Raw genomic sequence first — 20,805 nt, 5'->3', positions numbered from 1 at the left:
CAGCCCTGGTAATTGAGATATAAAATCCGATCTCACATTTTCGCGTTGCTCCCATCGCTATTTATCAAGGGATGATTAATAAAAGCCTGAAATGACCTATTTCCGTTAATGCACAAAATCTGAAATTTGTATAGTGCGTAAATCCTAGAGATATTTCTGAGATTTGTATTTTTTTTAATACAGCTATCTTGCTTATTTAACTTAAGTTTTGTTATTCTGTTAATGCGTAATAACGCGTAAGTCCTATTCATTTATAATCGGACTTTCTTCTTTATTGTGCAGGTCTTCCCGTCAGCATTATCCCAAGTCTCATTATCTACGGATAGGAGGTTTTCATAATGCCTAGTACAAGTCGGCGGAAATAAGACAACCATCAGCAATCAATGAAAAGCCTATAGAGTCAGCTTTTTGACTTCCGCCCTGCGGTACTAGGTTTAGTTTTGGTTATGTTTAGTTTCAGTTAATTGACGCATCAATAATACCAAGGAGAAATACTGCATGATGAGATTACTTCCGCTTTTTGCTTCTGCCGCAATGGTTGCTGTCAGTGGTGGTTCAGCTTTGGGGTTTACTCTAGTTGGTTCAGAACTGAGGGTCGGCGTGGAGTTACAAAGCACTCCAACCAGTGAACTTCTCGTTAGTTCCTTTCCCGTGTCTGCAATTGTGAGCGAATCAGCAGTAGAGTTCCCAGATGCTCAAAGCTTATTTAATCCAGGTGACTTTCCAGGATTTTTTATTGTCAATACTGCGATCGATGCGGGTGCAGATTACCTGGAGCTAGACTACTCTAACGCGGGATCTGGTGGATTTTCCAATATCTTCAAGAACAACTATGTGTTCACATTCACTTCCCCCATCGCCTTACAGATTACAAATGTTTTGATTGACCCAAGCACCACGTTGGGCATAACACCTGATAGTGTCACTTTTGATGGTGATAGATTGACCGTGAGTGTTCGGGGGCTATCCTACAATTCCAACTCGTTTGTTCGTCTAAATTTAAGTGGCACTACAGTTCCTAACCCAAATCCTATTACTGTTCCCGAACCTAGCTCTTTGCTTGGATTGGGCATCTTGGCGTTGGGTGGAGCCATGCTCAAACGGCGTACCCAGTATAAAGCTGTTTAATAGCTTGAGAAATTAGATGTTGACAGTGCAACGGGCGGCAAATTTTCTTCATTGCTCGTTGCCTTTTCAATCCAGACTACAGCTATACGGCTTTTGGCAACAATACTGTGTCCCGGTTCTTGGTTAACTAGCGCCATTAATGCCGAAGCATCTAAAACAACATTATTCACAGTTAGCCTCAGCACGGCGTTCAGCGATTAACTCGTCTACCAGAGATTCTCCTTCAGGCACATACTTCCGAACCCTGTTCTGTATTTTTGCCAGGGATGACCGCAGCTTTGCCATTTGCTCTTCCTCTCCTTGGGGAGATATAACTGTTTCTGACTCTGAGACCTGAGTTGCAGTTGCCAACAGCACAATCACCTGTACATCTGTGCCTTCAGGGCATTCTGGTGCTACTAGCTCAATTTTACCGCCTGTGCCGACTCTAACAATCTGTTGTACTGCTCTTAACATGAATTTCTCCTCATCATCTTCTCAGATCCTTCAAGTTTCCCCTTATTGCAGTCACAGAAATCAGGGATCGAGGAGTCAACTACTCAGTCCCCAGTCCCCAGTCCCTTAATTATCTACATGATTTTGTTCTACTTTGGCAATTTCCAGCAGCGTTTTTAAAACCGAATCTGGATTAAGACTAATAGAATCAATTCCCTGTTCTACTAAAAACTGGGCAAATTCTGGGTAATCGCTGGGTGCTTGTCCACAAATACCGATTTTACGGTGATTTTTCTTCGCAGATGCTATGGCCATTGTCACCATGCGCTTCACAGCCGGACTGCGTTCATCAAATAACCACGCCACCAAGGACGAATCCCTATCTAAGCCTAATGTTAGCTGAGTTAAGTCATTGGAACCAATAGAGAAGCCATCAAACACCTCGGCAAACTCATCAGCCATAATCACATTACTGGGTAACTCGCACATTACATACACTTGCAAGTTGTTCACACCCTGTTTTAAATCATTTTTGGCCATTTCCGCCAACACTAAACGCCCCTCATTGGGAGTGCGACAGAAGGGAATCATCGGGATCAGGTTAGTCAAACCCATTTCGTCCCGCACTCGCTTGATAGATTGACACTCTAGGGCAAAAGCTTCTTGATATCCTGGATCATAGTAACGTGATGCACCTCGCCAACCCAACATGGGGTTTTCTTCTTGAGGTTCAAATTGCTGACCACCTAAAAGATTTGCGTATTCATTACTTTTAAAATCTGACATTCTGACAATTACTGGTTTAGGATAAAAAGCCGCCGCAATTCTGCCTATACCTTGGGCTAATTTATCGACAAAATACTGGGGTTTATGATCGTAAAGGGCTGTAAGTTGTTTAATTTTGGTTTTGACAAATTCATCTTCTAGCTTCTCAAAGTGAATCAAGGCCATAGGATGAACTTGAATTTGGTTGGCGATAATAAATTCTGTGCGGGCTAAACCAACTCCATCATTGGGAATTGCAGATAAACTCAAGGCTTCTTGGGGATTACCCACATTCATTAAAATTTGGGTACGAGTGCGGGGTAAGTTTTCTAGAAGCACTTCTTTGACTTCAAAGGGTAACAAACCAGGATAAACTTTACCTTCATCGCCCTCGGCGCAAGAAATTGTGACCTCTTGACCAGTTTTTAAGATGGTTGTGGCGTTGTTACATCCGACAATCGCCGGTACTCCCAATTCTCGCGCAATAATTGCTGCGTGACAGGTGCGCCCCCCAGAGTTGGTGATAATGGCGCTGGCGCGTTTCATAATTGGTTCCCAGTCGGGATCTGTTCTTTCTGTCACCAACACATCCCCGGCTTGAAACTGTTCGATGTTATTTACATTTAAAATCAGCTTAACTTGACCTTGACTAATGGCTTCACCGATGGCGCGACCAGTGACTAGGGGATGAGGGGATTTGGCTTTTTTATCTGTTTTAACGAAGTGATAACTCCGCAATATGTTCGCTATTTTTTGGGACTGGACTGTTTCAGGACGGGCTTGGACAATAAAAAGTTGATTGGTAATTCCGTCTTTTGCCCACTCGATATCCATTGGGGAGTAATTACCGTGGGTTTGGCCATAATGGTCTTCGATTAAACAAGCCCAATGTGCTAGTTGTAAAATTTCTGCATCACTGAGCGCAAATTTACTTTGTTCTGTGGAGGATACGGCGACGTTCTTTGTAAATTTTGAGCCGTCATCATAGATCATTTTTAGTTCTTTGCTGCCCAATTTTTTATCGATAATGGGGCTGAAACCTGTTTTTAATGTCGGCTTGAAAACATAGTATTCATCTGGGTTGACGGTTCCCTGAACGACATTTTCGCCTAAACCGTAAGCGGCCGTAATCAGTGCAGCATCTTTAAAACCGGTTTCGGTGTCGATGGAAAACATGACTCCAGAGGTGGCTAAGTCAGAACGCACCATTTTTTGTACGCCGACGGCGAGGGCAATGCTAAAGTGATCAAATCCTTTGGTGTGGCGATAGGATATGGCTCGGTCTGTGAATAGGGACGCAAAGCATCGATGACACGCTGCTAAAACTCCTTCTACACTGACAACATTTAAGTAACTTTCTTGCTGTCCAGCAAAACTTGCGTCGGGGAGGTCTTCGGCTGTGGCGCTAGAACGGACGGCAACATCTGTATCTGGGTTGTATTGTTCGCATAGTTTCAGATACGCTGAGGCGATCGCATCCCTTAATTCTACAGGAAAGGGTGTGTGCATCAGTAGCGATCGCGCTTTTTTGCCCCGTACCTGCAAATTTTTGACATCCTCAACATCTAGATCCGCAAAGAGTTGGCGTAACTTGGCTTCTAAACCAGCCGACTCGATGAAATACCGATAAGCGTAAGCAGTGGTCGCAAAGCCTGTGGGAACGTTAACGCCTTGGGGTGTCAATTGTTGAATCATTTCCCCTAGTGAGGCATTTTTACCACCAACTAGCGGGATATCAGCAATACCTACTTCATCAAACCAGAGAATGAGCGATCGCATTTTGTCAGATTGAGTCAATGTGTTTTCAGATACTGTAACCATCTGTATTACCTCTCAAGTAGACGCTCTGGTTGTCAGTTGGTGATTGCTAGGATATTTTCCCTATGTTTAATTCTAGGTTTAAGATTTGGTATTTTGCTATGAGATGTAGCATTATAGTTAGGAAAATTTAACATTTTCTTAGATAATAGCGATATTATCATCCAAAATTTCAGGCACAATGGCGCAACTAGAACGACTACTACAAATGGCAGAAGATGAGCTAACTGAATACAGTAGTGATGCCCGCAAAATTGAAAAAATGCGCCGTAAAATTAGTTTGTCTGTATCACTTGCAGAACAACGGCAAGTTAAAGCTGAATTATTAACTACTATGCAGCCTAGTATATTTACTAAAATTGTCGAAGAACAAAGGCAAGCCGCAGCGTTACCATTTTGGGGAATTGCGGGATTGGGGTTATTATTTGGAATTTCTCTAAATCAGCCCGTGCTTTTATTAGTAGGTGGGGTGGGGACTGTGGCCGCTTTCAGAATCCAAAAGTGGGGTTGGAAATTACAGGCCAAGCGTTTATTGTTACAAACCTTAGAAGACATTGAAGCCCGCATATCCCAACCCAGTTCCTCGTAGGGGCGGGTTCTCAGATATCATTGAATATCAACGAGGATATGACTAAACCCGTCCTCATCCCTTACTAAGATTCTCTCCCTGATGCCCAGGTATCACGCCATTTTACAGTGCCTTCCTTGGCAATTACCCAACGGCGATTGACGAGATTTTCCCGCAGAGGCGATTGCCCTTCGCGCCATAAGGCATACTTGTAACTAATCAAGTTACCAACACTTTCATCAAAGGGAATCTCTGCAAACCAAGTGCTGGAGTTGATGTACTCTAAGGGATAAGCCTTGCTGATATCCCAGTTGCCTAACTCTGGACAATCTCCAGTTACTACAATGGTTTCACCTGGTTGGGTATATACGCCATTCAGTTGTACCCGCACTATAGTCTGTCCTTTAATCCGTTCTCCCACGTGGCTGAAAATAATTACTCCCCGTTCTTCCAGGGGTAAATTATAAACTTTACCGTCTTTGACTTCATACTTATTGCGAGTAATCAAACAGGTATGTTCGCCATCAGGTAGTTCTGTTTCCACTTCTGGTAAAGTCACCTCTCCGCCCCGATTCAGTGCCACAAAACATACAGAGTCACGATAGCGGCGGATATAACAGTAAAGGTCGGGTGTGAGGTATTTTTGCCACTGACTACCCATTGATATCGCCGGATTCAGCCGCCGTAAGCCAGACAGCAATCGCAGGACACGATAAATTTCAGTTTCAGTATCCCACTTTGCCATCATCGGGCGGTTGTAGGGGTCGTTACCGCCGTTAGTATCATTGTGCAGATACTGTTCTGTACCGTAATAGATACAAGGAATACCACGAGCTGTCATAATCAGAGCGATCGCCACTTTCAACATTGCTGGATCAGGATTCAGCGATTGGAAGCGGCACATATCATGGTTATCAATGAAAGTGATTAACTCAGTCGCCCCATTGTAACGATAATCCTGGTCAAAGATATCTTGAATTGCTTGAAAACCATTTTCTGCACCCTGTGCTAATGCTGAACGAATGGCCATACATAGCCCAAAGTCTAGCATGGTCATACCTGAATTATTGGCAAATTCTACCGAGAGATCATCACTCGGATGGTTATAAATCCATTCACCAAAAATAAATACATCTGGCTTGTGATTGGTCATATCACCAGTGAATTCTTGCCAAAACCAGATAGGCATATGCTTGACAGTATCTACCCGTAGTGCATCAACACCCCGGTCTAGCCATTGTTTAATTGCTGACTTGATATACTGCCGATATTCACTATTATTTTCATTGAAGGTCGCCAGACCTGCTAATTCACAATTTTGCACTTGCCAATCATCTTCCCAGTCTTGCACTTCCCCATAATGGTGATACCAGTGATTGACATCATTATTGAAGTCAGCAATTTTCACGCCATCATCATATAATTCACCCTTACTACCGTTAGTATCAGGGGTACTGTGGTTGCAGACAATATCTAGCACCAGCTTCATCTTGCGCTTGTGCAGTTCGGCAATTAACCGATCAAATGTCGTATTTTTGGCTGATTGGGTTTCGTTTAAAGAAGGGTTTTCTCCCTTAGCAATGTAGCGTGGATTGATGCGCTTAAAGTCTTTTGTCCAATAACCATGCATTGCGGCATTGCTAATAAATAAATCGTCCACTTGTTCAAACAGGGGAGTTAACCAGACAGCCGTCACGCCCATATTTTTCAGGTAGTCCAACTTATCGATGACACCTTGCAAGTCACCACCCCAATATTTACCCCAATCTTGGGCGGTACCATCGTAAAGGTCTGAGTTAGTACCTTTGCTGTTATCTAGATCACCTTCATAAAAGCGATCAACCACCAAAAAGTAAATAGTTTCTTGGCGAAATTCAATATCTCTGGTGTAAAGGAATTCTAAATCAATTTCAGTATCTGATGACGGTGTTTCAATCAGAGATTCTATTTCTGTACCAGAAGAACCTACTGTATATTGTTCTGGTGAGGACTGGGAAGGCGGATTTACCATAAAAGAAGCAAAATTATCATGTGTCACTACAAACAACGGTATTATGGCATCCCACTCTTGGTATATAAATCTATCTTTAGCTAGTTGATATTTCTACCCATAGATAAAATTTATTTGCCAGCTAATTAAAGCAAAAGATGATTACCGCTATGGGAATTGAATTGTAAAGTAAGTATTAAGGATCAAATATTCCAGCATCCTAGAGTTACACAATACACCAAGCTGACCATTGTTACTTTTAATCTGTTAGTGCTAGCCAACCACGAAGGTAATATTTATGACTAAATACGACAAGATTTTTAATTCATCCAAAACCACAGAAGCATCATTGAGTCCAGAAGAAGCCGTAGCAGCGATCGCAGTTGTCACAGAAATGGCTGATTTGTCTGTAGAGGACGTAGATGCAGAAGTTTTAGCCAGTATCCTTTGGGACTTTGAAGTTTTTGAGGACTACTCAGAAGATGAAATTGCCCAAATAGTTGATAGACTCATAGGCATTGCAGAAGACGAGGGCATAGGAACCTTATTTAATGTCGCAAGTAAAAGCCTTTCAGATGAACTAGTTCTGGATGCTTTTGCTGTCGGGGTAATGGTGGCTATAGATGAAGACGATTTAATTATTCCCCAACAGAAACAGCCCTATCTCAAACAGTTACAGCAAGCCTTAGACCTAGAAGATGAAGAAGCCCATGAAATTACACAAGAAGTAATCGCCGCCTATCAAGAAGCAGAAAACGAAATTTACCTAGATGACGAAGAAGACACAGTAATAGTCAAAGATTATGGCGACGAGATATATGAATCGCCCTACGGTAATTTTTCAGTCCCCATTCCTGTTGATCCACAGCAGGGAGGTAAGGTAGAAAGTGAAGACGGAGTAGTGGGTTTTTTTGATAACTTCGGTACTATGCTGAGAATTGATCATTACCCCATATCCTCAGAACAATTAGAAGAAGTAGAATCTATTGGACAAGAAGAGTATCTGCAATCAATTTTGCTCAACAAGTATGTGCCAGAAGCCATTTTTACCAACTTGCCAAAGGCTGAGGTTAGATATACTGAATATTTAAAAGATGCGGTTGAAGGTTCTTACTTTGCCCTCATTGATATGCCCCAAGGTTCAACAATTTCCCAGTCAAAAAATAATGGTACAGCTACCAGACTAGACGCATACAGAGGGCTTTTGGCATTTATGCATTCTAACTATTTGTATATAGTTAGTAGCCAGCACAGCTTTTTTAACGGTGAAAAACCAAGTTCAATTAAAGAAGAAGCCCAAGATATTAAGGAGAATATTTTAGACTTTGTAGAAACTATAGAATTCACAGAAACTGAATAAAGGAACACCAAAAAAACTGTAGGTTGGGTTAAGCGCAGCGCAACCTAACCTACATCTAATGCACTATTTTACAGCGCTTCCGGCTATTATGCAATACAGATTTATCCTGTGTCCCTCTCCTATCATAGCTTTCAGTTTTGGGGATGTACCTCATAGCTGCCGGAAGTGCTGTAAGCGTGTCAATCCACTACTGGCGTGACCCTACGAATTACGAACTACGAACTACGAATTATCAATTTGCGCCGCAGCAAATCCAAAGCCGTGCAACCACTCACATAACGAATTAAATCACGTCCCCGCATCGCGCCAAAGCGATATTCAAAACTGGCAACTTCATTTTTGGGACTGGCTAAACCGATGTAAACTAAACCCACAGGCTTCGTATCCGTTCCCCCAGATGGACCAGCAATACCAGTGATACTTAAACCCCAAGACGTGGAAAGGCGGGTTTTTACCCCCATCGCCATTTGTTCTGCAACAGTAGCACTCACCGCCCCAAATTTATCTAAATCCTCTGGGTTAACCCCCAGTAACCCCACCTTGACTGAATTATCATAAGAAATTACGCCACCCCAAAAGTAATCAGAACTCCCAGAAATATCCGTTAACATTTGTCCTAAACCACCACCAGTACAGGACTCGGCTACTGATAGTGTTTCCCCTGATAAACGTAACAAATTACCCAAGACAGCAGCCAAAGTTTCATCATCAGCACCGTAATAATCTAAGCCAGCAATATCTTTTAGCTGTTTCTCCACAGGTGAAATTAAAGCCTCAGCGGCAGCTTCGGAATCAGCCTTGGCGGAAATGCGTAATCTGACTTCACCTTTACCCGCATAAGGGGCGACAGTGGGATTAGGTAAATTAAAATAGGGAGCAACTTTTTCTGCTAATGCAGATTCACCAATTCCCCAAAACCTTAAACTCCGACTGTAAATAATCTCCTTTCCCCAGCCTTGATTTTTGAGATAAGGGACTGCTGTATCTGTCCACATCCGGTGCATTTCTGACGGGACACCAGGAAAGGTAAAAATCGTGATTTCGGGGCGCGGTTGCCAAATAATCCCCGGTGCTGTACCAGTGGGATTGGGTAAAATGTCTGCACCTTGGGGAATTAATGCTTGTTTGCGGTTACTGGGAGACATAACCCGACCACGTTGGGCAAATTTCTGAGTGATGTCTTCGATGATTTCGGGACTTTCTACCAAGGGAACGCCAAAAAAATCTGCTATGGTTTCGCAGGTGAGGTCGTCGGGTGTGGGACCAAGACCACCAGTAAAAATAAGAATTTGCGCTCTTGATATAGCAATTTCTATAACTTGCTTTAATCTTTCTGGGTTATCGCCTACTACGGTTTGATTGTAGTGGGGTATCCCTAGTTGGGCTAATTGTTGGGCTAAATATTTCGAGTTACTGTTGAGGATATCCCCTAGTAAGAGTTCTGTACCAACACAAATAATTTCTGCACTCATTGATGTGAAAGGGAAGGGAGAAAGGCCTGTATTTTACAGTAACCCGATTTTGTCACTGTTGATGATTAAGATATGAATCTCACGCAGAGGCGCAGAGGCGCAGAAAGAAGGATTTGAAGAGTTGTTTTTTTTGCAATTTAAGAGGATGTATGAACAGTAATATTATTGGGAGCAAAAAATTATATATCCCCTAGTTTTTAACTACTCTCTGAACTATGGTAGATTTAATTACGCTTAAATATGCATTATATAGTTAAGTCTACTTAAATAGTTATGGTAAGTGACGATAATTCTGGTTTTCAACAAGAGTCTATTCTTAACGCTAGTGTAAGTGACCAAGCCGCAGCAGAAGATGAACTTGGTTTTAAACCTTATGTAGAAGCTATTGCAGAGTTCTTAATCAATCCTGTAACTCAACCTCCATTAACTATTTCTATAGAAGGTGAATGGGGTAGTGGCAAATCTTCTTTTATGAAGCAACTCCAGAAAACTATTGAGGAGTTTGAGCAGAAAAAGTTTGAAAAAGAGTTACAAGTAAATTTAGGAAAACTGCAAAGACAAGCTGAAAGTGGTATTAGAAAATTTAGAAATAAAAATAATCTGCCTGAAGTAATTAGTGAATTGCTTACATTTATTTCAGGACTTACGCAACAATTACCAAAAATCTTGATTTATCGAACCGCCAAGCCGCCAAGAACGCCAAGAAAACGTAGATTATGCGTAAGTCCTATATTTTACAAAAATCTTTATTTGTATTAATTAATATATGTAAATGGCTATGCTTAAGTCTTAACAACCTGCAACCTAAGCCTAAAACAATCTGGTTCAATGCTTGGAAACACGATAAAGCAGAAGCCTTATGGGCAGCTTTTGCCCTAGAGTTTCTTCGCCAGATTTCTATAGGCTCTAATATCATTTTGTTCTGGCTGCGCTATGACTGGAAAAATGGGTTTTCGTTTATCTTGGTAGCATTGCTTGGTCTTGGTACTTTCGTCAGGTACTTAGATGTTGCAGTAAAAAGAGCAGGTAATTTATTGCAATAAACTCCTACAAGTTTCCTCTGGAACACAAGATGACCTCAGTTCAGAAAGAGGTGTAGACTATACCCAACTGCGGGACTACTTAAAATACCAACAATGGAGAGAAGCGAACAAGGAAACCTCTGTGGTAATGCTTCAGGCTGTAGGACGTAAGAAAGACGACTGGTTGAGGAGTGAGGAATTATTAAACTTTCCCTGTACCGACCTCCACACAATTGACCACCTATGGGTAAAATATAGCGATGGGAATTTTGGCTTCAGCGTTCAAAAAGAAATTTACTTGAGCGTTGGCGGTAAGCTAGACGGCAGCTATAACGAAGAAGCTTTAGAACAATTTGGCGATCGCGTAGGATGGAGAGTGGACAGTAATTGGATTAACTTCAGTGAAGTAATTTTTGATACGTCAGCACAGACAGGACACCTTCCACATGGGGGCGATTTCGTTCTTTACCAATCATTCGAGTCGGCTAGGTTTCTCTTCTCTCGCATCGAAATTTGTAAACTTTAACATCTAAGGCTTTCCGAAGTTTGTAAACATTTATCACAGCCTCCTTTCCCACGCAGTAATAAACATTTCATAAATCCGATACATGGCGACCTCTTTGAGGAAGTCAGAATTAAGAAACCTTCATCATCATCGTTAGAACATGGGCGGGCAAAACTTGTACTGAGCTTGTCGAAGTATGCCCACCCCACAAGAGTTTAATCTAATTTAAATATGCAAACTAGATGTTTTTCAGCGTTGATCACTGATAACTGTTCACTGTCAACTGATTTAAGCTAAAGCTGGTACAGGAATTTGGAGATGTGGGTACAAGGGGAAGCGATCGCACAATGCCGCTACCCGTTGCCGACAATCTTGTGCTACTGTCTCAGAATCAGGCGACAGCAGTCTGTCAGCGATAATATTCCCAATTTCGGTAAATTCTGTAACACCCATGCCCCGTGTCGTCATGGCTGGAGAACCTAACCTCAAACCACTGGTAACAAATGGTGATTGCGGGTCAAAGGGAACTGTATTTTTGTTAGCAGTAATATTTACCCCACTCACAAGTTGATCGGCTTGCTTTCCGGTAAGTCCAATATTCTGTAAATCTACTAACATCAAATGATTGTCTGTACCATTTGACACTAATTTTAAACCACGGTTTTGCAGTTGACTTGCCAAAGCACGAGCATTTTCAATTACTTGCGCCGAATACTCTTTAAATTCCGGCTTCAGTGCTTCCCCAAAAGCCACTGCTTTTCCGGCAATTACGTGTTCTAGGGGACCGCCTTGAGTGCCAGGGAAAACGGATTTATCGAACTTTTTGCCTAATTCGGCATCGCGGGTCAAAATCAGCCCACCACGAGGTCCACGCAGGGTTTTATGAGTCGTGGTTGTGACGACATCACAGAAGGGAAGGGGGTTAGGATGCAAACCGCTAGCCACTAAACCAGCGATATGGGCAATATCTGCCAGCAAGTAAGCGCCGACTTCATCAGCAATGCTGCGGAACTTTTCAAAATCAATCACACGAGGATAAGCAGAATATCCACAAATTAAGAGCTTGGGACGCTCCCTCAGCGCCAGCTCCCGAATTTGTTCATAGTCTAGCTGTTCTGTTTCTTTGCTGACACCGTAATGGCAAACTTCAAACCATTTACCGGAAACATTGACAGGTGAACCGTGGGTGAGGTGTCCACCATGAGACAAATCCATCCCCATGATTTTGTCGCCGGGTTGCAGTAATGTCAGGAAAACTGCAAAATTTGCCTGCGCGCCGGAATGGGGTTGGACATTAGCATGAGCTGCACCAAATAGCTGTTTAGCTCGGTCGATAGCGATTTGTTCAATTTGATCGACAAATTCACAACCGCCATAATAACGTTTACCTGGTAATCCTTCGGCATATTTATTGGTTAATGCTGAACCTTGGGCTGCTAGTACAGCAGCTGAGGTAAAGTTTTCACTAGCAATTAACTCTAGGTGGTCGCGTTGGCGTTGTAGTTCTTGGTTAATTAATTCGGCGATCGCGGGGTCGGAGTTAGCCAAAAATTCGGAATTCGTTTTAGTCACTTAAATTTATCCTTGGTGGAATTTTGCACAATGGTGGATTTGGGCTTGGTGTAGCACCTCATTCAATAGTTTTTCACTACTGACTTCTTAATTATCATCAACCTTTTTCCTGAATTTCAAATTTTACACTTTGATTGGATACTCTGCTCTACTTCAGATCCAGTCTTTCTGTATGATTTGTTACAAATAAATCAATATTTTTGATAGATAACATAAAATAAATTAAAGTTGACCAGAGATTTTTGGTATGCGCTCATATTTAAGCTGGTGAACATTCAACTTGCACAATTTCAAGGGACCAAATGCCCATCCCACAATAGTTTTATTTAAATATGTTTTGCCGCATCAGGTTTATTACCTGACTTCAGGCGTAATTTCAAAACCCATAAGAAAAATTTACAGGAGGGATGTGATGTTAGTCATTTTAATGGATAATCAAATCCTTGCCCCGGCGCAAGTTTGCCAATCTTGCTTGCTTGCTGACAATAGCGGTCAACCCCGTTGGGGTGGAGGTCAACTGCGATGCGGTCAAGCAATTCGCCAACTCAATGCACAGCAGCCAACGCAGTATAAATGTCTGATGGGTTTCCAAATTGCGGATATAGAATAATCGCATTTGTTAGCACAACCAAGCAACTGCGTTATCCTAGGCTCAAGTAACTCTGAAATTTTAGCCATAGGAGAACGCACAATGACTTGGCGCGGGTCTATAACGGTTTCCGACCGGATTTTTGCTTGTTTACCTTATTTGCTACCGCTAATTCAAAGTTTGGCCTTTGGTAGCTTTTTCTTCACACAGTTTCCAGTCACACGGGTGTTGCTAATTCCATTGAGTCCATTAATCGGAATTTATCAACTTCCCTTTGCCAGCCTGATTATTTTCTTTGCTTTGTTCCTCTTAGTGGTGAGAAACGAAAAAATCAGTCACTTCATTCGATTCAACACTATGCAGGCCATTCTTTTGAACATAGTGATATTTTTGTGTGAAATAGTGCTGCAAATTTTAGGTTCGATTCCTGGTGCTGGCTTTGCTTCAGAAACCATCTCCAACACTATTTTTATCGGCATCATAGCAGCAGTTGTCTATTCTGTTGCTCAATCTCTGTTGGGGCGTTATGCAGAAATTCCGGCAATTTCTGATGCAGTGCATCTGCAAGTGCGTTAAAAGTTAACGCCCAACCACTTTGTTCTCTAAGCGACCAATACCTTCAATTTCCACACGGATGCGATCGCCTATGTGCAGAGGACCAACACCCAATGGCGTACCAGTTAGCACTACGTCTCCTGGTAGGAGTGTCATTACCTGACTAATGTAGGACACTAGAGCATCAGGGGCAAACACCATCTGATCAATACAGGCAGACTGCACAGGGATAGCATCGTCATTCAAAAAGGTCTGTAATCTCGCCCCAGGATTTAATTCTCGGACAATCCAAGGGCCGAGAGGACAAAAAGTATCAAAACCTTTAGCGCGAGTCCATTGGCTATCCTTCTGTTGTAAATCCCGCGCCGTGACATCGTTAGCGATGGTATAGCCCCAAATTTTGGTTTGGGCTTCTTCTATTGTGCAGTCACAAGTGCGATCGCCAATCACCAGTGCTAACTCACCTTCGTAATCTACCCGTTGCGACTGGGGCGGATACTTAATTTCTGTTTCCGAGGCAATGATAGATGTCGGTGGTTTGAGAAAGATTAATGGTTCATTTGGCACAGTAGTTCCCATTTCTTGGGCATGATCTGCATAATTCTTGCCCACTGCTACAACTTTTGAAGGAGCGCAGGGAGTCAGAATTTGGTACTTTTCGGGTTCTAGAATTAAATTTGTCGGTTGTCCTTGTAACCAGGGTGGAGCATCTAACACCTGCACATCCAGGGATAGTTGTAGCAATCCATAGTAAACTTTGCCTTCTAGATTTTGAACTCGCACATAGCGCTGCGCCATAACCTTGATTAATATCCTTTTGTCTGCGATTAAAAGCTGTTAGCGGAAGTATATAGCCTTAGCCATATCGGTTAGGACAATGCTCATAGCGGAATGGCACTAAGATAAAGGCAAATCTATTATTTACAAGGCTTTTGGGTGTCGGGTGTCGGGTGTGGGGTGTGGGGAATTAAGAAGATGTTGAACTATAGAACGTACTAAGATTCAATTTTCTTGAACAATACACCCAACACCCAATCCCCTACCCCCTGCCTTGACAAGGTTTCGGCTTATCTTCGTGCCATTCGCTCATAGCCTTTCCCTGGGGAGAAGGGCTTTTTTTACCCTGTGGGTGGATGACTACCTCATCACCCTCAAGGCAGCTTCTGATTAAAGATGCAAATTTAGCGGATTTGGTTAATGATTCAAATTGAAAACTGGTAAGATTATAGTTCCTTGTTGCTTAGATGTTGATGATTGCGAGTATTATTTATAATATTTCTGTATAAAATCACATCAGCAGCCCCTTCGTCCATAAGGTGACTTAAAATCATGTCCATAGTTTACGAAACAATTTACATTCTGCGTCCAGATTTAGGAGATGAACAAGTAGAGCAAGCAATTAGTAAATATCAGAACTTGCTCACTGAACAAGGTGCTGAGAATATCACAATTCAAAATCGTGGTAAACGTCGCCTGGCTTATGAAATCAAAAAGCATCGGGATGGCATCTACGTTCAAATGGACTACACTGGTCCTGGAACTGCGATCGCTCCTATGGAACGTGCTATGCGTTTAAGTGAAGAAGTGATTCGTTACTTGACTATTAAGCAGGATCTCCGAGAAGAAACAGTAGAAGAAGAAGCAGAAGAAGCCGTTGCTGTTTCTGCCTAATTGAATCAGCAATGCTGAGTATTGAGTTTTTTGACTCAGTACTCAGTACTGGAAGAATAAATATAAAAATTTTTTTACCATTGCTCTTTTTTGGGTTGAGTTGGGAATGCTAAATTAACAAGTAACTGCTAAAGGCAGTATTACCGCAGTTACACCTAAGATTGGACAAGCATTCGTCAATGGGATCTGTAAACCACTGTGAGCCAAACTGACACATCTAACATCCAAGCTCTCTCTACCGAGGTATCGCAGTTGCGCCAAGAGTTGCAGCTTCGTGATCAATTAGTGCAGCAGCTATCTCAAGAACTTTTCCGGCTGGTTAAGGGCAATGCTAACTTTATGCCCCAACGCACTGAACCGGAATATGATTCAAGTAAGTTGCAAGCATTGCAAGAACAATTACAAGCGGTTGAGCAACAGGTAACGTTCTACCAAGAACAAATAACCACTCGTGATACTGAAATTTACCAACTGCGCCAGTCAGTGCAAGAACTAACTGATCGTAGTCGAATGCTAGAGCAGGTTGTACAAGAGTTACCTCAAATTTACCGTCGCAAGTTTGAGGAGCGTATGGCTCCAGTTAGAGAAAAAGTGGCGATTCTACAACGAGAAAACCGCAAACTTCAAGCAGAACTGCAAAGTGTCAGTTACCGTTTGGCCGTAAAAACCCGCACAGCCAGTCATAGCGGCATTGATTTGCCAAATTTTCCCCGCCCAGAATCTGACGATAATAATATTTCTACTGTGCAGAATGCTTGATGATTTTATGGCAAAGTGCTGAGTGGGTAGGGGCGCAATACTGTTCGGTTAAGCAAATTCATGAGCGCCGAAAACCCTTGTAGAGACGTTACATGGAACGTCTCTACATCCCTTAACCGAAAGGTATTGGGTAGGGGCGGGTTTAAGCAGTCAGTCTGTGGTGCGTCAAAATTCTTAGTAAACCCGCCCCTACAGGAGTTATATCATGTCCGGCAAATTACTTGTCATTACGAACGTAGCGATAGCGAAGTGAAGTAATCGCAGAGTCCAGGCGATTGCTTCGTTTCACTATGGCTCTAAGCGGAGCTTTCGCTTTAGCGATACGTTGCACTCGCAATGACATATCGTAAGTGATTAAGTAAGAGTGCTGTGGGGAATAATATCGGCAATTTGCCACAATAATAAACCACTTACCTCGATGGAAGTGGTCAATTTTTGCGCTTTGTGTAGACTTTAGAAACAGCAGGCTTGCACCATTTAAGATAGCCGAATGCTTGAATTATGCGATCGCTAGATTTCGATCATTGGTGTTTGTGAAAATATCCTCGTAAGTATCGAAGATTTCAAACACAGAGTCCAGTTGTGTGAGTTCCAAAATTAATCTGACTGGAGCTTGCACATTACACAACACCAGACGACAACCGCTTTCACGTGCAGATGTGAGTCCATTGATGAGGGGGACTAACCCTGAACTATCCATGAAATCTACTGCGGATAGGTCAATAACCCAGAGTTGCTGAGGCTGGGGTGTGACTTCAAGCATTTGTTGGCTAAAAGTCATTCCACCTTGCAAATCCATACTGCCCTGGGGCTTAAATAAAACAACTCTGTCGTGTGAGATAGCCATAATTTTAACTAAGTAATTGGAACAAGTAACAAAAGAGAAAAAAGACAAACTTGACATCCATACTGATTCAGGTGCAAAGACAAAATTACTGTTTGAGCCTTAAATTAGGAGGTTACAGCAGTCTTGTTGATACACTTGGGTTCGGTATTTATGTCATATAATTTATGTTAACTTCCCTAAATATAGGCATAATGGCTTAACAATTTCGGTATCAAGGGTATCTTTTACTATATTTTTATATTTCACTAGGCTTTTTGTAAATTTTTCATAAACAATGCTTAAACAGGTAGCATTAAATCTAAATTGGTGCTAGCAAATCATAAAAAGACACAAAAATCAAGTGTATCAAGCATCGGGCATTGATTATTCCCCTCAATCAGCACTCTTACATCAGTTTTCATGTATTTGAACCGCATCTGTCGTAGGGGCGCAAGGCCTTGCGCCCCTACCCACTCAGCACTCTTCACTAGCGGATTGATTGACACCCCAGGCATAGAAGAGCCAAGATATATGAAAGGTAAAAAATTGTAAAGGCGGCGGTGCGGGATGTCTCTTGAGCTGATTTCACTAGAAAACATCCAGGAATTTGCCCACCAGTATGGTTACTGGGCAATTTTTTTGGGCATTTTGCTAGAAAATTTGGGCATTCCCCTACCTGGTGAAACCGTGACCATAGTCGGCGGATTTCTAGCTGGCAGTGAAGAACTAAACTATTGGTTAGTTCTCAGTGATGCAGTTGCAGGTGCTGTAATTGGGGGTGCTTGCGGTTATTGGATTGGTAGAATAGGCGGTTGGCCTTTCCTGGTACGACTAGGTAAACTCTTTCGGATTTCCGATGAGCGTTTGTTGAATATTAAAAATCAATTTAGTGAAAATGCTACTAAAGCTGTATTCTTTGGCCGCTTTTTCGCATTACTGCGAATTTTTGCAGCCCCACTAGCTGGTATAGCCGAAATGCCTTTTGGAAAATTCTTTTTGTACAACTTAGCAGGAGCAACCACCTGGGCTAGTGTGATGGTAACGTTAGCTTTCTTTGCTGGCAAAGTTGTCTCCCTAGAACAATTAGTAGCTTGGGTAAGTCAATTTGCGATCGCAGCTTTACTAATCCTAGTTGCTTTGATTGCTATACCCATCTGGTTAGAGTCCCGCCAAGTCAAGCGGGCAGCCGGTGAGTAAGGGGGAGCAGGGGGGAAAAGAGGCAGGGGTGCAGGGTGCAGGGTGCAGGGGGGAACAAACTTCCTATTACCCATTACCCATTACCCATTACCTAACTTCTACCTTGCTGCGCCCAAATGCGAGTGGGTAAACCCCAAACGTAAATAAAGCCTTCAGCTGCTTTGTGGTCAAATTGGTCTTCAGATCCATAGGTTGCCAAGTCTGGGCTATAAAGTGAATTGTCACTCCAACGCCCGACTACAGTGGCATTACCTTTAAAAAGTTTGATTCGTACAGTTCCAAAAACTCGTTCTTGTGTCTTTTGAATAAAAGCATCTAGTGCGCTTTTAAGTGGACTGTACCAAAGACCGTTATAAACGATTTGAGTATAAGTCTCTTCAATACCTCGCTTGTAGTGGCTGACATCTGCTGTCAAAGTCAGGCTTTCTAAATCCCGGTGTGCCTGAATTAGCACTAACATCGCGGGTGATTCGTAGATTTCTCTAGATTTAATCCCTACTAAGCGGTTTTCCATCATATCTATCCGCCCAATACCGTGATTTCCTACCACCTGATTGAGTTGCTCAATTAGCTCAACTGGATTTTTAGCTGTACCATTGAGACTGGTGGGAATACCGCGTGTAAAACCAATTTCAATGTACTCTGGTTCATTGGGCGTATCTGCGATCGCCTTGGTCATTTCATAGATTTCTTCTAGTGGCTCAACGGCTGGATCTTCCAGTACACCAGCTTCAATACTACGACCGAGTAAATTTTTATCAATACTGTAGGGAGAAGACTTTTTCACAGGTGAAGGGATACCACATTTTTCACCATAAGCGATGGTTTCTTCACGACTCATCCCCCATTCTCTCGCCGGTGCGAGGATCTTCATATTGGGATCAAGAGCAGCACAAGCCACATCAAAGCGAACCTGATCATTACCTTTACCGGTGCAACCGTGAGCGATCGCATCCGCACCATATTTATGAGCAGCTTCTACTAATATTTTGGCAATTAAAGGACGAGCGAGGGCTGTCCCCAAAGGATATCGATTTTCGTAGAGGGCATTTGCTTGAATCGCCGCAAAGGCATAATCTTTAATGAAACTTTCTTTAACGTCAGCCACTAGAGACTCACTTGCACCCGATTTCAGCGCTTTTTCTCGGATTGGCTCTAATTCATCTCCCTGACCTAAATCTGCTGCGAGGGTAATTACTTCTTCTACACCCCATTCATTTTTCAGATAGGGAATACAAACGGAAGTATCCACTCCCCCAGAATATGCCAACACAACCTTTTTAGCGCGACCCATTGGTTTCTCCAGTTAGAAAAACAAAGAATGAGTCATTATTATAAGGTATGTAGGTTAAAAACCAGCTTCAAAAATTTCCTCTCAAAAATACAGTAAATAAATTCTCGTTTGTTTTCAATTCATTATCAGCGCTATCTCTGCCATAGTCGTACTGATTATTTTGCCACGATAGGTTGAGTGTGGGACTATTTGGATTTGTGCTGAGTCGAAGTCTTGCTCCCGCACCATAGACAGAACGGCCTGGATTTTCATTGATGGGATTATAGTATGCTGATAACGCAAAACTATTGCTAAATTGAATACCAACACTTGTTACCAGAGTATTCTTCACTGAATCTGGTAAAACATCGCCAAAATAATTAGTTAAACCAAACCAAACCTTACCTATATTTGCTCTGGCTCTGACTGTAATAGAATTAACAAAATTATTATTAGGGGGAGTTTCCCGATCAAAAGCATAATTCACTCCCGTGGATAGCACTAAATTACTATTCCGACTGAAAGGGATACGTTTACCAATACTACCTGTGATTTCACTGTAGTAATCAATGTCTGGATTAATATAGCCAATTATCCCGCCAGAAAAGTTCCATCCGTTGGCAGTATTTTTCGTAAAATCTAGTCCACCATAAGCTTTAATTTCGTCTGCACCAATCACACCTGTATAATATCTCAAAGCTTCCTGTGTCCCTGTGATATTTCCTGTAAAACTCAGATGGGGCGCATATTTTGTTTCTTCCCTATATCTATTAGTTATAACATTATTAACTTCTTGGCTGAAAGCTGTAACGTAAGTCTGAGTATAAAAATTTTCTAAATTGGCACTAGAAAAAATTTCATTGTTAATGTTAGAAATAAAACTCACATTAGAATCAAATCCTCCTTCTCCACCACCAGATGCAGAAACTGTCTGGGGGCTAATTTGTTCAAAACGAGTAGTAATATCAGACCTGCGTTTGATCACAGGTGATGCACCTAACCAAAGACTATTGAATGTAGCCGCAGGTACTTGTTTCAAATTTCTCGCTGTTCGTGGGACACTCTGCGCTCTGGCAATTCCCCCATGATAAGCAGTTAAACTATTTATAGGAAGTCTGACATTATTAGCAGCTAAAAACAAATTATTGTTAACGTTTGAGTTGACTCTGTTTTCGGAACTGGCAATATTAGGGATAATATCAGGTAAAAAATTATATCCCAGTTGCAAAGCTGTATTCAGTAAAGGGGAGCAACGCGATTTTGTGAAGTCGGAGAAAAAACAAGCGATCGCAAAAACTGA

General features: G+C 42.1%; 20 protein-coding genes and 1 pseudogene. 11 read left to right on the top strand and 10 right to left on the bottom strand.

Features of this window, described 5'->3' with window-relative positions; translation table 11 throughout:
• The first annotated feature begins 498 nt into the window (after positions 1 to 498).
• Positions 499 to 1,128: a PEP-CTERM sorting domain-containing protein gene (locus tag ACM0OW_RS08015; RefSeq protein WP_414549509.1), complete on the top strand. Its 630-nt coding sequence runs from the start codon at positions 499 to 501 to the stop codon at positions 1,126 to 1,128.
• On the opposite strand, the gene ACM0OW_RS08010 is transcribed toward ACM0OW_RS08015, so the two are convergent.
• From ACM0OW_RS08010 to ppsA, 3 genes are all read right to left on the bottom strand, one after another.
• On the bottom strand, positions 1,125 to 1,313 hold the full coding sequence (locus ACM0OW_RS08010; RefSeq protein ID WP_414549508.1) for a hypothetical protein: 189 nt from the start codon (positions 1,311 to 1,313) through the stop codon (positions 1,125 to 1,127). The genes ACM0OW_RS08015 and ACM0OW_RS08010 overlap by 4 nt on opposite strands.
• Positions 1,291 to 1,584, bottom strand: coding sequence for a hypothetical protein (locus ACM0OW_RS08005; protein ID WP_414549507.1), 294 nt, complete (start codon positions 1,582 to 1,584; stop codon positions 1,291 to 1,293). Before ACM0OW_RS08005 ends, ACM0OW_RS08010 begins: the two co-directional genes overlap by 23 nt.
• A gap of 105 nt (positions 1,585 to 1,689) precedes the next feature.
• A complete protein-coding gene (ppsA, locus tag ACM0OW_RS08000; RefSeq protein ID WP_414549506.1) occupies positions 1,690 to 4,149 on the bottom strand; it encodes a phosphoenolpyruvate synthase in 2,460 nt (819 codons plus the stop codon).
• A 178-nt stretch (positions 4,150 to 4,327) separates the two neighbouring features.
• Between ppsA and ACM0OW_RS07995 the strand changes: the two genes are divergently transcribed.
• Positions 4,328 to 4,735, top strand: a complete 408-nt coding sequence (locus ACM0OW_RS07995; RefSeq protein WP_414549505.1) for a hypothetical protein — start codon at positions 4,328 to 4,330, stop codon at positions 4,733 to 4,735.
• A gap of 64 nt (positions 4,736 to 4,799) precedes the next feature.
• Here the strand turns inward: ACM0OW_RS07995 and ACM0OW_RS07990 are convergent, their stop codons facing one another.
• Complete coding sequence (locus tag ACM0OW_RS07990) at positions 4,800 to 6,725, bottom strand: alpha-amylase family glycosyl hydrolase (RefSeq protein WP_414549504.1); 1,926 nt, start codon at positions 6,723 to 6,725, stop codon at positions 4,800 to 4,802.
• 277 nt (positions 6,726 to 7,002) lie between these two features.
• Between ACM0OW_RS07990 and ACM0OW_RS07985 the strand changes: the two genes are divergently transcribed.
• Complete coding sequence (locus ACM0OW_RS07985; protein ID WP_414549503.1) at positions 7,003 to 8,064, top strand: tellurite resistance TerB family protein; 1,062 nt, start codon at positions 7,003 to 7,005, stop codon at positions 8,062 to 8,064.
• A gap of 215 nt (positions 8,065 to 8,279) precedes the next feature.
• On the opposite strand, the gene ACM0OW_RS07980 is transcribed toward ACM0OW_RS07985, so the two are convergent.
• On the bottom strand, positions 8,280 to 9,536 hold the full coding sequence (locus ACM0OW_RS07980; RefSeq protein WP_414549502.1) for a competence/damage-inducible protein A: 1,257 nt from the start codon (positions 9,534 to 9,536) through the stop codon (positions 8,280 to 8,282).
• Positions 9,537 to 9,809: 273 nt separating this feature from the next.
• Between ACM0OW_RS07980 and ACM0OW_RS07975 the strand changes: the two genes are divergently transcribed.
• The 3 genes from ACM0OW_RS07975 to ACM0OW_RS07965 are packed head-to-tail and all read left to right on the top strand — an operon-like array spanning position 9,810 to position 11,084.
• A complete protein-coding gene (locus ACM0OW_RS07975; protein WP_414549501.1) occupies positions 9,810 to 10,295 on the top strand; it encodes a P-loop NTPase fold protein in 486 nt (161 codons plus the stop codon).
• Positions 10,253 to 10,579: a hypothetical protein gene (locus ACM0OW_RS07970; protein ID WP_414549500.1), complete on the top strand. Its 327-nt coding sequence runs from the start codon at positions 10,253 to 10,255 to the stop codon at positions 10,577 to 10,579. The genes ACM0OW_RS07975 and ACM0OW_RS07970 overlap by 43 nt, the downstream gene beginning before the upstream one ends.
• A complete protein-coding gene (locus tag ACM0OW_RS07965) occupies positions 10,566 to 11,084 on the top strand; it encodes a GUN4 domain-containing protein (RefSeq protein WP_414549754.1) in 519 nt (172 codons plus the stop codon). Before ACM0OW_RS07970 ends, ACM0OW_RS07965 begins: the two co-directional genes overlap by 14 nt.
• Positions 11,085 to 11,351: 267 nt before the next feature.
• On the opposite strand, the gene glyA is transcribed toward ACM0OW_RS07965, so the two are convergent.
• On the bottom strand, positions 11,352 to 12,635 hold the full coding sequence (gene glyA, locus ACM0OW_RS07960; RefSeq protein WP_414549499.1) for a serine hydroxymethyltransferase: 1,284 nt from the start codon (positions 12,633 to 12,635) through the stop codon (positions 11,352 to 11,354).
• A 412-nt stretch (positions 12,636 to 13,047) separates the two neighbouring features.
• On the opposite strand from glyA, the gene ACM0OW_RS07955 reads away from it, so the two are divergent.
• The gene (locus tag ACM0OW_RS07955) at positions 13,048 to 13,245 is read left to right on the top strand and encodes a hypothetical protein (RefSeq protein ID WP_414549498.1); all 198 of its coding nucleotides are present in this window, start codon (positions 13,048 to 13,050) and stop codon (positions 13,243 to 13,245) included.
• Between the two features lie 81 nt (positions 13,246 to 13,326).
• Positions 13,327 to 13,800, top strand: a complete 474-nt coding sequence (locus ACM0OW_RS07950) for a Tic20 family protein (protein WP_414549497.1) — start codon at positions 13,327 to 13,329, stop codon at positions 13,798 to 13,800.
• 3 nt (positions 13,801 to 13,803) lie between these two features.
• On the opposite strand, the gene ACM0OW_RS07945 is transcribed toward ACM0OW_RS07950, so the two are convergent.
• Complete coding sequence (locus ACM0OW_RS07945) at positions 13,804 to 14,577, bottom strand: fumarylacetoacetate hydrolase family protein (RefSeq protein ID WP_414549496.1); 774 nt, start codon at positions 14,575 to 14,577, stop codon at positions 13,804 to 13,806.
• Between the two features lie 531 nt (positions 14,578 to 15,108).
• On the opposite strand from ACM0OW_RS07945, the gene rpsF reads away from it, so the two are divergent.
• Together rpsF and ACM0OW_RS07935 are read left to right on the top strand one after the other, a co-directional pair.
• Positions 15,109 to 15,450 carry a 30S ribosomal protein S6 gene (rpsF, locus tag ACM0OW_RS07940; RefSeq protein ID WP_414549495.1) on the top strand — a complete coding sequence of 114 codons (342 nt, stop codon included), beginning with the start codon at positions 15,109 to 15,111 and terminating at the stop codon, positions 15,448 to 15,450.
• Between the two features lie 198 nt (positions 15,451 to 15,648).
• Complete coding sequence (locus ACM0OW_RS07935) at positions 15,649 to 16,209, top strand: Npun_F5560 family protein (protein ID WP_414549494.1); 561 nt, start codon at positions 15,649 to 15,651, stop codon at positions 16,207 to 16,209.
• Positions 16,210 to 16,708: 499 nt separating this feature from the next.
• Here the strand turns inward: ACM0OW_RS07935 and ACM0OW_RS07930 are convergent, their stop codons facing one another.
• The gene (locus ACM0OW_RS07930; RefSeq protein WP_414549493.1) at positions 16,709 to 17,056 is read right to left on the bottom strand and encodes an STAS domain-containing protein; all 348 of its coding nucleotides are present in this window, start codon (positions 17,054 to 17,056) and stop codon (positions 16,709 to 16,711) included.
• Between the two features lie 546 nt (positions 17,057 to 17,602).
• Between ACM0OW_RS07930 and ACM0OW_RS07925 the strand changes: the two genes are divergently transcribed.
• On the top strand, positions 17,603 to 18,232 hold the full coding sequence (locus tag ACM0OW_RS07925; protein WP_414549492.1) for a DedA family protein: 630 nt from the start codon (positions 17,603 to 17,605) through the stop codon (positions 18,230 to 18,232).
• A gap of 91 nt (positions 18,233 to 18,323) precedes the next feature.
• On the opposite strand, the gene ACM0OW_RS07920 is transcribed toward ACM0OW_RS07925, so the two are convergent.
• Together ACM0OW_RS07920 and ACM0OW_RS07915 are read right to left on the bottom strand one after the other, a co-directional pair.
• Positions 18,324 to 19,526: an argininosuccinate synthase gene (locus ACM0OW_RS07920; protein ID WP_414549491.1), complete on the bottom strand. Its 1,203-nt coding sequence runs from the start codon at positions 19,524 to 19,526 to the stop codon at positions 18,324 to 18,326.
• A 67-nt stretch (positions 19,527 to 19,593) separates the two neighbouring features.
• Positions 19,594 to 20,805: pseudogene (locus tag ACM0OW_RS07915) on the bottom strand (hypothetical protein); the annotation flags it as partial.

Source organism: Anabaena sp. CCY 0017, assembly GCF_963920885.1.
Taxonomy (GTDB): domain Bacteria; phylum Cyanobacteriota; class Cyanobacteriia; order Cyanobacteriales; family Nostocaceae; genus Nodularia.
This window is presented reverse-complemented; position numbering and strand designations above follow the sequence as displayed.